Here is a 13,736-nt window from a genome sequence, read left to right as displayed (position 1 = left end):
CTAATCATTTTGATTAGCTGCTGACGTAATTTATTTAACTATAGCCTTATTGCATGTTCATTCAATTTTATTGTCCTTTTTCCATTACAGCAAAGTAGTTATTTTCACCGTCTGCGAAATTGAATACTCTTCCACCGGGAATTTCTACAATATCTCCAACCGTAACATTTTTGTCCTTCAACTCTCGATTCAATTGATCAAAATTATCCGAAAAGAACATTAAAGAAGGTGTTCCGAGATTCATTTCAGGATTCATTTGGGCAACTAACTCTTTATTATGAAGAACAATGCTAGTCGCTGCACCTTTCGGAGCAAGCTCGATAAATCTCATAGGGCCATTTGTTTCGTCTAAAATCACCTCAAATCCTAGCTTTTCTGTCCAGAATTTTTTGGATTCCTCTTGGTTATTTACATATAACATAATTTGTCCAATTTTATTAATCATAAGTTATACTCTCCTTCTTGGTCGGGATAATTTATTGCTTTTTCAATATACCTCATGACGAATATTCACGTCAAGGAATACTAATTCGAACTCCCCTTTTGCAAATATAAGTTGGCTTTGTTTCCGGAGGTTGTCCATATCCCCATATTATTTACTTTCTTTTCCTACATTAAACCGAATTTCAGATCAGCGAAAGAGAACATCAATAATTATTTTTATTTTTAAATACCTCTACAATATTTCAATATAACCTTCTATTCCATTCACACGAATTCGTTGCCCGTCTTTTATCAGCTTGGTGGCATTTTCCACTCCGACAACTGCTGGCAAGCCATATTCACGAGCGATAACGGCTCCATGGGTCATCAGTCCGCCAACTTCGGTGACCAGGCCTTTAATAGATACAAACAATGATGTCCAGCCAGGGTCAGTAAAGGCGGTGACTAATATATCGCCATCTTCCAGATCTGCCTCTTCCATGTTTAAGATGACACGAGCTCGCCCCTCTATTACTCCAGTAGAAACAGGGAGACCTATAATCGCTTTGTCTGGCAGATTTTCTCGTTTGTATTCACCTGTAATAATTTCACCATCAGATGTGATTACACGTGGCGGAGTAAGTTTTTCAAAAAAATTGTAATCGTCTTTTCGTATACTGATGATCTGATCATCCAGTTTATTTGTGCGTACGACTTCGTGAAGTTCTTCAAAAGTGAGATAGAATATATCTTCTTTTTCATGAATAACGCTAGCTTTTACGAGTTGTTCGGCTTCTTTCAGTAAAGCCTGCTTATAAATGAAGTAGCGGTTAATCATTCCGTATTTTGGATATTCACGGTAACCGATATAATTCCGGATAAAACTGATTACTCGTTTTGTCTCTTCAGCTTTTAGTTCTCCGTCCGGTAATTGCTTCAATCGATCTAATAACTCTTGTTCTTTTTCTAAAGCCTCCTGTCGGCCTTGCTCAAATTTCCGATTGCCAGCATTAGGCTCAAAGTTTTTGATATTACTGAGAATCATGGGGACAAGTGTAATCGGCTTTTCACTCCAACGAGTTCTCGAAATATCGATTTCACCGGCACATCGCATTCCGAATTTGTTGAGATAAGCATAGATTGCGTCTTGAGTTGCCTGTCCACCATCAAACTTAACCAGTTCATTCAAAAAATTATCATCTTTTACATGTTGTAAATAATCAACTATTTCCGGGTAAGGACGAATCACATCTGCAACATCCAAAAGCGCCAGACCCATTTCCGAGGTAATGTTGTTTGGTACAGATTGAGAAAGCGTATCTGCTGCGTTTTTTTCACCTAACCACTCGTACATTTTTTCATTAATCCATGACGAAGCGTTCATAGCAGTCATAAAAACCTTTGTACTTTGTGGGTCAGATAAGAACTTCTTTAATTCCTGAAGATCTTCAAGAATAAAATCAAATAGATCTGCTCCTGATTTCGTTCGGATGTTTTGTCTTAATTCTTCTATCGACGTTTGACTGTTCTTAATCAAATCAGAAACGATTGCCGGATCATTTTCGATTAATGCTTGAAAACCTTCTGACGAACTATCTTTACTGCTATTAACGGGACTCCGTTCTTTTCTATCATCTGGTAACGATTTTATATATTCTCGTTCTATTAGGGTCATAAATGCGTCTTTTATGAGCGGATCGGATTTCCCAAGGGTATTTATGAAATTTTCTCTGCTGACAGGTGAAGCCAGCATATGTGTAACATCAACAAACAACCTTCCACCGGCCTTACGCATGGGTGCAGGAGTGATTAACAGGTAAAAAGACAATCCTAGTGGTTTCATGGGATCCGTCATCATTTGTTGATGACCGACAGATACGTAAACGTGATTTTCTTGATCATTTACTTCAGGGATCGGGTATAAAGTAGTGATTGGCCGACTCTGAACAATATAAAAAGTATCATGATCCAAACACCATTCGATATCTTGTGGACAACCAAAATAAGCTTCAATCTCTCTACCTATGCGTGCCAGTTGTAAAATTTGTTGTTCGGAAAGGGTTTGAGTCTTTTGCTGATCGAGATCGATTTTCAGGGTCTCTGTTCCACCTTCTTTTAATCCATAGATAGCCAATTTTTTGGTTGCTATCATCATATCGACGATTTCCTCTTCCTGTACTTTATAACAATCGGCAGATACCAAGCCAGAGACCAGAGCTTCGCCGAGCCCAAAACTGGCATTAATAGATAGCAGCTTTCGATTAGAAGTCATCGGATCCGCTGTGAATAAAATCCCTGAAGCCTGAGGGAAAACCATCTTTTGCACGATAACAGATAAATATACCTGTCTGTGGTTAAATCCATTTTGCATGCGGTAGATTACCGCGCGATCCGTAAATAGAGATACCCAACATTTGCTTATATGCTGCATGATTGCTTCTCTTCCGATGATATTTAAATAGGTGTCCTGTTGACCGGCAAAAGAGGCATGTGGTAAATCTTCAGCAGTTGCACTAGAGCGTACTGCATAAGCCTGTTCTTCACCAAGTTGGGAGAGATAGTGAGTAACTGCTGTCACAACATCGGAAGGAATTTCTACTTCCATAAGGAGTTGTCGAAGCTTCTTACTGATTTCACCAATTTGCTCTCGATCGTCTACGTTTAATATGGATAGTTGATCCAATAAAATATGATACTTTTCGTTCTTTTCGATGGCTTTTTGGTAGCCCACTGTTGTAACACAAAATCCTTCTGGTACTTTTATTCCTTCGATAGTTGATAATCGCCCTAAATTCAACCCTTTTCCGCCCACGAGCAAAAGCTGTGTGGTTTCTATTTCCTGAAAACCTAGAACCAATGAACGCATACAATATCTCTCCTAACCATTAAAATGAGAAAAAATTTGACAAGAGTTTAGCTGCATGGTATCTTATAAATATAAGATGCATTATCTATGCCTTTATATTTTTTGTAGTCGTGATCCGATTATATCATCGTGTCTTTTTATATGCAATATAAAAGAACCTGAAAGCTATTCAGGTTCTTTTTTGTGTTTCCCGCTATTTTTTGTTATTCAAAAACCATGGTTCGAACCGAACTACAACCCATAGACTTCAAACTCATAAATTCGTGCTGCTGTATCGGCTCCTTGTGTGGGCTTAAGAGTTATTAATTTTACATAGCGAGCTTTCACCAAAGCAATCGCGTCTGTCGACTCAGCTGCCGAGTTTCCTTGCACGTTTACAACATCCGTCCAGTTCGTTCCGTCGTTACTCACCTGAATGGTATAATCGCTTGTATTAAACCCGGACCATTCTCCTCCACTCTGAGCATGCTTGATGATAAAAGTGCTGATTTGATGCTCGGCTCCTAGATCGATTTGTAGCCAATGAGGCAGATTTCCAAGTGCACACCATTTGCTATTATCCGTCACTTTACCGTCAACTGCGTTTGGCGCGCCTTCCTTGTCTCCGCATGCATGATCGGCTGTTGCAGGTTTTCCAAGTGCTAAATTCTTCACCGCACCAGCTTCCTTACTCACTGTAATGAGCGCCTTTTTCATAATTGTGTCTTGGCCCGAACTGTTGGTTGCAGTTAGTGATACGTTATATATGCCCTCCTGATTGAACGTTACAACCGGGTTTTTCGATGTGCTGACAGCTGGGCTACCGCTTTCGAAGCTCCATGACCATTCTTCTGTCACTTCGGTCGACAGGTCGGTGAAGTTTACGCTCTCACCTGGAGCTACCAAGGTCCGATCTGCCTTGAACTCTGCAATCGGCTTCGGATAAGCTGGCCAGCTGATCTTCACGCTGGAGGCCTGACCTTGCTCGTATCTCCCATTGATTGCAACGACCTTTAATGCTGTGAGCGTTTCTTTGTCTATTCTTCTCATCTCAGGAACGTAAAACACATGATTTGGCGTTGCGCCCAATAATACCTCACTGCCATCTGGCAGTACTCGATAGATTTCGTATTGCTTCACCTGCTGGTCAAGTGGTTTCCACTCCAATCTAGCATCTCCATAAATTCCATCGCGGAAATCAGAATGAGAAACCTTCAGTTCACGAACCGCTGGTAGCGTTTTAACCGGGTCGTTGGCATTTTGGATGGAGAGCTGGCCAATTTGAATACTATAATTACTAATCGTATCTTTGGTATCAAAATATAGTGATACTGCTACGATTCGTTTCCCTTTGTATGGGGTCAAATTCAAAGTTTCGGTAGTCCAGCCTGGTGCTGTCTTATCCTTCACGTTAAGAAAGATAAATTGGTCTGGTTGGTCTGCAAAAGCAAGACCTACCTTCAAGCTAGGCTTGTTCAGCGTTTTATAAGTAACCGATAGCTTTGTGCTTGCTTCGATTTTAAGGTCTGTCTTGTAGAGCTTCAGATGCGTTGCATTGTTATGGCTCAGATCACCTGAAACCTTCAGCGAACTGCCGCCGTAATACGCATCAGACCAATCGAGCTCTGGAGTAAGTGAAGTTCCTTTGCTGTCTGCGATCCAGCGCCATGTTGGCAGGATATCCTGCAGACTCCGGTTATTCCATCCCTTATCTCGTACCTGCTGCCCTCGGACATAATATTTCTGCCCGCTTCCTGTATTGAAGTTGGTGATGAAAGGTAGCTTATTTACAGGGGATGATTCTACCACATTGTTCGCAATTCCTTTCCAAGCCTGATCGCTCACGGTGTTACCCGGATTCCCGTTTGGCCCCACCCAGAATTTGTTCTCGCGTACGAAGAAATCCTCCATGCTTTCTGCGCTGTTGAAAGCCCAGTCTGGACGGTAGATACCAAGGGAAGTGACGGCAGGTTGACCATCCGGAAACAGCAGATTCCAGTTCACATTCGTATCGTAGCCCTTGGCTTCAACATCTATCCCTGCATACAGGTCATACGGACTTCTATCTAAACTTTTGGCCTTCTCTGCCGAGCTTTTAAGATTTTTCCACCAGAAGTTCAGGAACATATTGTCTGTTATTTTCTTATTATTGTCTTGCAGGAACATTGCATTCTTGTCATTTAGCGCATTTTGCCAACTGATACTGCCCTCCTTGGTCATGGAGTCGTACCATACGATTTGCATTGATGCAGATTTGTGCGATTCTAGATAACTTAGGAAAGCTTTCATTTTCTGGGCATCAGCTGGTGTTCCACCCTCAGTCTCCTGGTTAATAAACCAACCGTCAAATCCGTAATACTTCGCAACCTGGATCAGCTTATCTGCGGCAGGAAAGGAACCGTCGCTGTTCTGCTGAAGCATTTGCTTCACCCATTCAAATTTCCCTCCATAAACAGTTGGCGGGAAGAACACCGTTCCGACGATCGGTACGCCGTTTTTATGTGCTGCGTCGATCGTATCAGCGCTTGGTGGTACGATAATTCCTTCACCGGCAGATCCGCCCCAATAGACCAGCTTGTCAACATATTGCCAATAAGTAAACGTATTAGCTCCAAATTTGTCTGATCCCTGTGATGGCACACCACTTGTTCCCGAGTTCAGTGCTGATAAAGCCATAACTTTTGGCGCTTTTGTCGCATGAGCATTGACTCCATCTGTCACAAAGCGGTCTTGCAACGGAATTGTACTTCGGTTGAATATCGCATCCGGGTCGGATGCAGGACTCCACTGAAGCAATTGCTCTGGAAACCAGTAGGATGAATAAGGCTGTTTAGCGAACGCAGTAGTGGATAATGCTACGCACATCACAAATAAGAATATAAAACCTGCACCAATCTTTTTCATGCCGTACTCCTCCAATCGATTATTTTATGATTGCGCTTACATTTTATCAAGTTGGACAAAGCTCTAGATAGTGGATTAATGACAAGTCCAGGTGCAAATATTACAGATTGAAAGCCTGAAGCTAGTATCAGACAGCACTCCATAAATAAAAGAGCCCTCATTTAAACAAATGGGGGCTCTCAATCTTTTTATGTCATTTAGAATCAATACTGGACTTGTTTGGGATTTCAAGTTATGTATCCTGACGTTAAGCATTCAGGTTTAAAAGAAATTGCCGTGTGTTCTGATAAGCATCGTTCCATCCCATTTTAGCATAGAAGCGTAGTCCGTCGAGCCCCTTGAAATAATAAGCTCCCATTAGTCGCTCTTTAAAATAAGGTATCTTTATGCTGGTTTTCTCTTGATTGATTTGATATGTCTTAATGACATCACTCCACGGCATATGCCGATCGAGAATCGCAAGGTCTACGAGAGAATCACCGTACATGCAATTCCCATCGATGATGCCGGTAATTCGTGTTCCATCGGACAAAATATTCCACTGTTGAAAATCTCCGTGTATAAAGCTTCTGTACGATTCATTATAAGGTACGTAGTCCATCAACCGATCGTATATTTCTTCATATACATCTCTCTCCAAGCAAGAAGTACGGAAGAGATCATGCCAGTTCTCCCAGAATGTTCCCCTTTGATCCTCCGCATTTACGGCAACGACGAAGTCTTTCCAAGATACATAGGATCCGTTGCCGTCAGCAGCGATCCACCCATAGCCGTTAGTTGACCCAATATCTGCTTCAGCCATTTTTTTCAAAATATCAATAATCTCAGGCAACTGATGAGTTTGTTCCTCTGCTGTGAAATCGGAGAGATTCCGTCCTTCCATTCGTTCCATAATTAAATAGGTTAACTGGTTAATTCTCCCTAACGCCAAACATTTGGGGAATGGGATGTTTTGACCTGAGAGCAAATGGGATACATAGTGTTCCGTTTCATATGCTCCTTCCAGATCACTGAATTTCACAACATACCCCTTCCCTTCGTGGTTGAATGAAAACACATTACTTATGTTGCCACCAGAAAGCGGTTTAATCTCAGTCGAACCAGGCCCAAGATGATTTTCTAATAGTTTTTCAATTTCACTTATGGCCAATCTCGGTTTCTCATACGTCACCATTGCTTCAACTCCTATAAATCGAATAGTCTCGGATCTGTATCCTTTGAGGACTACTTCGAAATTTTCTTAACCTTTCGTTTCAAATACGATCAATTTATGTTCAGCTTATTTTTAAGGGACCAAATAGTTAAGTATTAGACTTAATTATATTTCAGGAAAATCATCCAATAGGTGTTCCATTAGGCAGTTTCATATCTGGCTTCAATAGAATTACGTCACCCTTTTCAGGTACACCTCCAAGGACTAATACCTCTGAATTAAAGCCTGCAATTCGTCGAGGAGGAAAATTGACTACCGCAATTACTTGTTCTCCGATGATATCTTCAGCCACATATCTTCTAGTAATTTGTGCACTTGATTTCTTTATTCCGATCTCTTCTCCAAAATCAATCTCAAGCTTGATCGCAGGAACTTTTGCTTCGGCGAAGAATTCAGAGTTAATTATTGTTCCAACACGAATATCCAGTTTCAAAAAATCATCAATTGTAGCCATATAGCATTCTCCCTTTAAATGATATTTTTTTAATTTATTTGCTTATCTACTTTGATTCTGATATCTAACAGTAGTGTAATTGAAGGCTTTTACCCAGAAATACATCCCCATGCCGAGTAGAGTCATCATCCCTCCTATAAATTGAAAGCTAGTGATTGTTTCTCCCAAGAATAGATAAGCAAGTATTATGGCGAGAACAGGCTCACCAATAATCCCTACAGAAATAGTAGTTGCACCTAAAGATTTCAATAACATATTAATAATAGATTGTCCCAAAATAGTTGGGATTAATGCGAGTAAAAAGAAATAGATCCAGTCTGAAGAGTTATAATCTATCAAAGAGAAATGGTTTGACAAATTGAAGATTAACAAGACGCTCCCGCCAAGGAAAAAAACAATAACACTGTATAAACTTGCTCCTATTTTATGACTTACTTTTTGTCCTGCCAGCATATACGCTGATACAAAAACAGTTCCTAATAATGACAAGCCATCTCCTATTAACGCCACTCTAGAAACTCCAAAGTCTCCCCAAGCAATAACTATTGAACCCAGAAGTGCAGTCACTAAACAAAGAATGTTTACCACATTTACCCGTTCTCTGAAGATGAAGTATGAACCAACCATTACAAATAAAGGCTGCAGTGATAATATCACCATGGAGCTTGCAACTGAAGTATAAACTAAAGACTCCATCCAAAATAAGAAGTGTAACCCAAGAAAGAGACCCGCTAAGAAAATAATACTCCAGTCTTTTTTACTCATCTCCAGGCAGCGAAGCTTTTGCCATGATACAAAAGGAAGCAATAAAATTACAGAAGCAAACAATCTATTCATGCCGGCTACTGAAGTGGGAGTATTTGAAAATTTTATCATGATGGAAGAGATTGAAATAGACAAAATACTAATAAAAAGCAAAATGTACGGATGCGACGGTTTATTTGATTTCACATATAATCCTCCAAAATGTTCTATCTACTTCCTGTGCACAGAGTGATAAAATCAAGATTGGATATAATAATATCATCATCATTGTTTAAATTGTGTCATTATATCGTTGTATTATATATAAATATCATCATTTTAGAAGGGACGTCATTAGATGTCAAAACTGCTGCACGAGAACATTCTTTTTCCTGATGCTTCATTTCCATACATTATGTACACAGCTAACTCTCGGAAAATTATCCCTGAGGGGCGAGGATTTAATGACTTACATTGGCACGAAGAACTTCAGATCACTTTGGTTACTCAAGGTCAACTAGTTATACAAGTTAATGGTATTGATTATGAATTGAAAAATGGCCAAGCCATTTTCATCAATAAAGGTGCCCTTCATGTTACGACGCACCTGACTCCTGACGGTCAGTATGTGAGTTTCAATTTTCCTGAAAAGCTGTTGGTCTTTTATGCAGATAGTGCTATGGAAAAAAATTATGTATCACCTTATACGAACTCTTCCTTACTGTCTCTAGTAATTAAAGGAGATGCTGATTGGCAAAGAGATGTACTAAACATGCTTTTGGAGCTGAAGAATAGATTTGATATGCCAAAGAAATGGGGATGGGAGTATGAGGTTTCTATCAGAACCGTACAACTCTGGTTAACCTTGATATCTAATATTTCTCTCTCCTTTGAGGACACAGCTAAATACGTAAAACGGCAGCAAGAACGACTTCAACTCATGCTTACTTTCATCCATCAGCACTACGCAACTAATATAACTTTGCAAGATATTTCTGATGCTGCTCATTTAAGTGTTTCAGAATGTACCCGTAGTTTCAAAAAAACCCTTCATATCACACCGTATGAATATTTAATAAAGTACCGGATTAAGAAAAGTATGGAGCTATTAATTTCAACTGATTATACAGTAACTGAAATTGCCCATAGAGTTGGTTTTAATCATGTTAACAACTTCATTCAGTCCTTTAAAAAACATCAGACAAGAACACCTAAAGATTTCCGGAAATTAAGAAATGAAATCAAAATCCAAGATACTTTGCCAATAGATACTCCTGGACGGGGGCCGGAATTGTTTTAAACTATACAAAAAAAGTGGCAGTCACGAAGGCGTTTTTGCCCTGTTTGACTACCACTCACTGTTTAATATCCCATATCCTTTAATATTTTGGATAACGTGCTCAGACGCTCACCGATCATTTCATCGTCATCGCTAAGAGCTTGATTAAACAGCTTAATATCTTCATTAATTCGCTCATTATCTGTACATACCGCTACAGTCATCGCATCCCCTTGCAGGCCAACTCTGTCAATGACGGGCTGCTCCGGGTCATATAAATTCTCATATCGATACGCTTCGCGGAAATGTTCTAACGACCGGCAAATTAGAATGGACAAATCAAGCACGCGATGAAGAGGCAGTTCCTCCGATTGTCTGGACCATTTTTCCCCGGTATATCTCCATACCTTAGCCGAAATATCGACCTTTCCTCTATCATTCCACTGCGCCAACCCTAAGGAAAGACCTTTTGCATCTGTGTTTCCAGCCATTCGGCCGTCAACCTTCTCATAATTCTCCGACACGACAACAGGCTTATGTTTTAAAGTTGTAGGTATTTTCATGTTTTTTTCTTCCTTCCAGTTACTATTTTACTAATTTACTAAACGACGGTTTCATCTTATCTTGGATTTCATCGTTAGTCAATTCGAGGTTTGTTATAACCTGTATCTCCGTAGGGCTGTAACTTCTCTAACCATGGCTTTAAGATTTTCTTCCGTTCCCAGCGCATATCAGTTACCTTATCTATCTCCTTCTGTTCTAGTACCTCATAGGTGAACGCATCCGCACCGAATTCTTTCCAATCCTTCTGGAGCTGGGCATTTGCAAATCTCCCTGAATCCAACTGCATTTGCAGGGTAAGCCATTTGTTTTTCAAATTAGGATAGCTGTCGATAAATATTTTGCCGTTGATTTGGTTTTTGATTTGAGCAACACCCATATAAATCTTAATTTGTTTGTACTCCTCGATCAGCTCTTTGCGTTTATTCATATCCATATCTTTCTCTCCTTATCGTAGATAATAAATTCATGGAAAATGTAGTTGGATTTTCATTTTCCCAGCGATTCCAGCTCCACTTTACTTCTTTTCTTAACCACAATAGGAAGCAGAAAAAGCGCACCAATAATCACAAATACACCACTCGCCATAAATACGCCCATCAAGGAGAACGTATCCTTTAGGTAGCCGGAAATGAACATGCCAACCACCATCATTCCCATAAAAATAGGCATGATTGTTCCTGAAACTCGGCCAATAAAGGCCCCTTCGGTATTTCGCACAAGAAGTGTCTGAATCCCTCCTTGAATGCAAGGGTAAAACAAACCACTGATCACCAAGAAAATAATCGTCAGCCAAATTTGCTTAGAAGCACCCATTCCAACCGTACAGACGGCATTGACGAGTAAGCCTATCAAAAGCAATAGCTGTGGCCTTACTTTTTTGGCTATCCCGATTATTGCAGCTCCGCCTACTAACATGGCTGCCCCACTAGCCATCACAAGCCACTGAAGAAATTGTTTGTCCTTACCTAAATTTTCGATGACAAGAAAAATCTGAAGCGGCTGAGTTAGTCCTGATGCCAATCCCACCGCCGAGAAAGTTAAACTAAGTGTTCTTAAGGGTTTACTCGATCCGATGTAACGCAAGCCAGCCGTTAACTCTTTGATGAAGCCGCTGGCTTTACCTGACTTCGGTTCTTCTTCATCCCGAGGAAGGGAAGACAATATAAGCGAAGAGCCCAGAAACATAACGGCTGTCAGGATCAGAGATACGTGAATTCCAAACTTAATAAAAATAAACGTACCGATAACAGGTCCCAAAACCATAAAGACAGCGACAAGGGTTTGGGACATCGCCATAACGCCTTGCAGCTGTTCAGCTTGCACATGTCTCTTGTACAGTTTCATCGCCGAAGGCTGAGAAAATTGAGATAAGCTGGCAGATACAAAAGATCCGATAAGAAGCGCAATCCATCCGCCATTCATGACCGCAATCAGCACCACCCCAACGGACAAGCTAGATAACAAATCGCTCCATACCATGGTTCTCTTCGGCCGCCATCGGTCGGCAAAGGTCCCACCAATAAGACCAAAAAGAAAGATCGGTGCAAATTCGGCAACCGATATCAGAGATACATCTACCGGATTATTATTCGTCAATTCAGATACATAAAGAAGGACGGCATAATTCCGGATCCATATTCCGAGCTGCAATAACACTCGGGAGAGGATAATTGTTCGAACATAACGATTAGAAAACATTTTAATTCCCCATATCCTTTACTATTTTTTACACCTTCTCAAAACTCTCCAACATGACAACATGATTATGTTTAAACGTTGTTGGTATTTTCATTGCACCACTCCTATTTACTAATTTACTCATTTACTAATTTACTAAATCACTGCTTCATTTTATACAGGATAGTGTCGTTCGTCAAGCCATTTTCAGTCTCGATATTCCACAAACCTTTTTTTAAAGGTGTTAATTGATTCTGTAAACAAATAAAAAAGTGGAGCAACTGCCGTAGCATTTGCTCCACTTTTTTACGTTTATCTAATTTCAAAAAATTCTTTAGCGTATTCGACAACGCCATGGACATCTGAGAGACCGTCATCTATAAGCTCAACGGCCATAAAATTATCGTCTGAAACTTCGAAAGGTGCTTCTATACCAAATTGACTAGCTTTTTTATAACCAAACTTCGGATAATACTTATCATGACCCAAAACGACAGAGCCTTTATATCCAAGCTGTGTTGCGATTTTGTGGCCTTCAGTAATCAGTAGCTTCCCTATACCCTTGCTTTGCATTTCTGGTAGTACTGCAACAGGTGCAAGCGCAACCAGAGTTTGATCACCCACTAGAATTTCTGAAAAAAGGATATGACCGACGATCTTATTCTCATATTCAGCTACAAGAGATAACTCCGGAATAAACTTTGTCGAGCTCCTTAGTCTATTTACCAAATTGTGCTCATCATGATCTGAATGTTCCGCATTTTCAAATGATTTTTGGACTACATGGTAGACTTCGTTAATATCTTGAGCTTTTTCTTGTCTAATGATTATGTTCATTGATTTAACCTCCTGATCATGGATTTGAGCTCATTGCTTTCTATTCTGGGTCTTGGATAACCGTTAATCGTTACCTGAATCATAGCTCGTCCCAATTGTTCCGATGTAATGACACTGTTTAACTTCTTTAGCAAGGGATAAAGTGGCTTCATCACATCATAAAAAATCTGATACACTTTTGTTTTGGATTGTATGCCATATAGGGGTAGAATTACACCTGGTCTGAACATATATGCGTCCTTAAAAGGTAGCTTCAACAGATCGTTTTCTGTCTTCCCTTTCACTCTCGCCCACATAGAGCGTCCTTTTTCCGAACTATCCGTCCCACTTCCAGAAACATATATAAAGGTCATTTGAGGGTTCAATCTTGCTAATATTGTTCCGGCGGATAGCGCGATATCATATGTTACTCTTTTATATTCCTCTTCCTTCATACCAGCAGAGGAAACCCCAAGGCAGAAAAAGCATGCATCATAACCTGTGATTTCATGTTCAATACTTGATAATTCAGCTACATTGGATAGTTGAATTTGTCTTAGTTTTGTATGTTGATGCTCTGTCTTTTTACGCCCAATCGTAAGTATTTCTTGAACTCTATCATCCTTCAAACATTCACGCAACGCGCTTTGACCAACCATACCTGTAGCTCCAAAAATAATAACCTTCATATCATTGACTCTCCAATCTAAGAGATGATTCTATTTCCAATATTAACAGGCATTTCCGAAGCCAACAATCTTTTGGCGTAATCGTGAAACGGTACCGATACTTTTTCCAGCTATTATCTAATATTCAC

12 protein-coding genes are annotated in these 13,736 nt (G+C 40.1%); 1 reads left to right on the top strand and 11 read right to left on the bottom strand.

Annotation, left to right across the window (positions count from 1 at the left end; all coding sequences use genetic code 11):
- Positions 1-67 precede the first annotated feature (67 nt).
- From PAENI_RS13830 to PAENI_RS13805, 6 genes are all read right to left on the bottom strand, one after another.
- A complete protein-coding gene (locus tag PAENI_RS13830) occupies positions 68-445 on the bottom strand; it encodes a VOC family protein (RefSeq protein WP_042188380.1) in 378 nt (125 codons plus the stop codon).
- Positions 446-676: 231 nt separating this feature from the next.
- On the bottom strand, positions 677-3,289 hold the full coding sequence (ppsA, locus tag PAENI_RS13825; RefSeq protein WP_149645669.1) for a phosphoenolpyruvate synthase: 2,613 nt from the start codon (positions 3,287-3,289) through the stop codon (positions 677-679).
- 231 nt (positions 3,290-3,520) lie between these two features.
- A complete protein-coding gene (locus tag PAENI_RS13820; RefSeq protein ID WP_149645668.1) occupies positions 3,521-6,172 on the bottom strand; it encodes an endo-beta-N-acetylglucosaminidase in 2,652 nt (883 codons plus the stop codon).
- A gap of 247 nt (positions 6,173-6,419) precedes the next feature.
- Positions 6,420-7,346 carry an aminoglycoside phosphotransferase family protein gene (locus tag PAENI_RS13815; protein ID WP_149645667.1) on the bottom strand — a complete coding sequence of 309 codons (927 nt, stop codon included), beginning with the start codon at positions 7,344-7,346 and terminating at the stop codon, positions 6,420-6,422.
- A 160-nt stretch (positions 7,347-7,506) separates the two neighbouring features.
- Complete coding sequence (gene csaA / locus PAENI_RS13810) at positions 7,507-7,839, bottom strand: chaperone CsaA (RefSeq protein WP_149645666.1); 333 nt, start codon at positions 7,837-7,839, stop codon at positions 7,507-7,509.
- A 42-nt stretch (positions 7,840-7,881) separates the two neighbouring features.
- On the bottom strand, positions 7,882-8,790 hold the full coding sequence (locus PAENI_RS13805; RefSeq protein ID WP_149645665.1) for a DMT family transporter: 909 nt from the start codon (positions 8,788-8,790) through the stop codon (positions 7,882-7,884).
- 151 nt (positions 8,791-8,941) lie between these two features.
- Between PAENI_RS13805 and PAENI_RS13800 the strand changes: the two genes are divergently transcribed.
- Complete coding sequence (locus PAENI_RS13800; protein ID WP_149645664.1) at positions 8,942-9,883, top strand: AraC family transcriptional regulator; 942 nt, start codon at positions 8,942-8,944, stop codon at positions 9,881-9,883.
- A gap of 62 nt (positions 9,884-9,945) precedes the next feature.
- On the opposite strand, the gene PAENI_RS13795 is transcribed toward PAENI_RS13800, so the two are convergent.
- The 5 genes from PAENI_RS13795 to PAENI_RS13775 all read right to left on the bottom strand — a co-directional run bounded on the left by PAENI_RS13795 (position 9,946) and on the right by PAENI_RS13775 (position 13,608).
- A complete protein-coding gene (locus PAENI_RS13795; protein ID WP_042188373.1) occupies positions 9,946-10,425 on the bottom strand; it encodes a DUF6530 family protein in 480 nt (159 codons plus the stop codon).
- 74 nt (positions 10,426-10,499) lie between these two features.
- A complete protein-coding gene (locus PAENI_RS13790; protein WP_149645663.1) occupies positions 10,500-10,859 on the bottom strand; it encodes a GIY-YIG nuclease family protein in 360 nt (119 codons plus the stop codon).
- 53 nt (positions 10,860-10,912) lie between these two features.
- Entirely contained in the window at positions 10,913-12,124 is a 1,212-nt protein-coding gene (locus PAENI_RS13785; RefSeq protein ID WP_149645662.1) for an MFS transporter, read from the bottom strand.
- Between the two features lie 291 nt (positions 12,125-12,415).
- Positions 12,416-12,940 (bottom strand): GNAT family N-acetyltransferase, encoded by a 525-nt coding sequence (locus PAENI_RS13780; RefSeq protein ID WP_149645661.1) that lies wholly within the window; start codon positions 12,938-12,940, stop codon positions 12,416-12,418.
- Entirely contained in the window at positions 12,937-13,608 is a 672-nt protein-coding gene (locus tag PAENI_RS13775) for an NAD-dependent epimerase/dehydratase family protein (RefSeq protein WP_149645660.1), read from the bottom strand. The genes PAENI_RS13780 and PAENI_RS13775 overlap by 4 nt, the downstream gene beginning before the upstream one ends.
- Between the last annotated feature and the right edge of the window lie 128 nt (positions 13,609-13,736).

This window comes from Paenibacillus sp. B2(2019) (genome assembly GCF_008370385.1).
In the GTDB taxonomy this organism is placed as follows: Bacteria; Bacillota; Bacilli; order Paenibacillales; family Paenibacillaceae; genus Paenibacillus_AQ.
The sequence above is the reverse complement of the archived record's forward strand: the minus strand, read 5'-3'. Positions and strand labels throughout refer to the sequence as shown.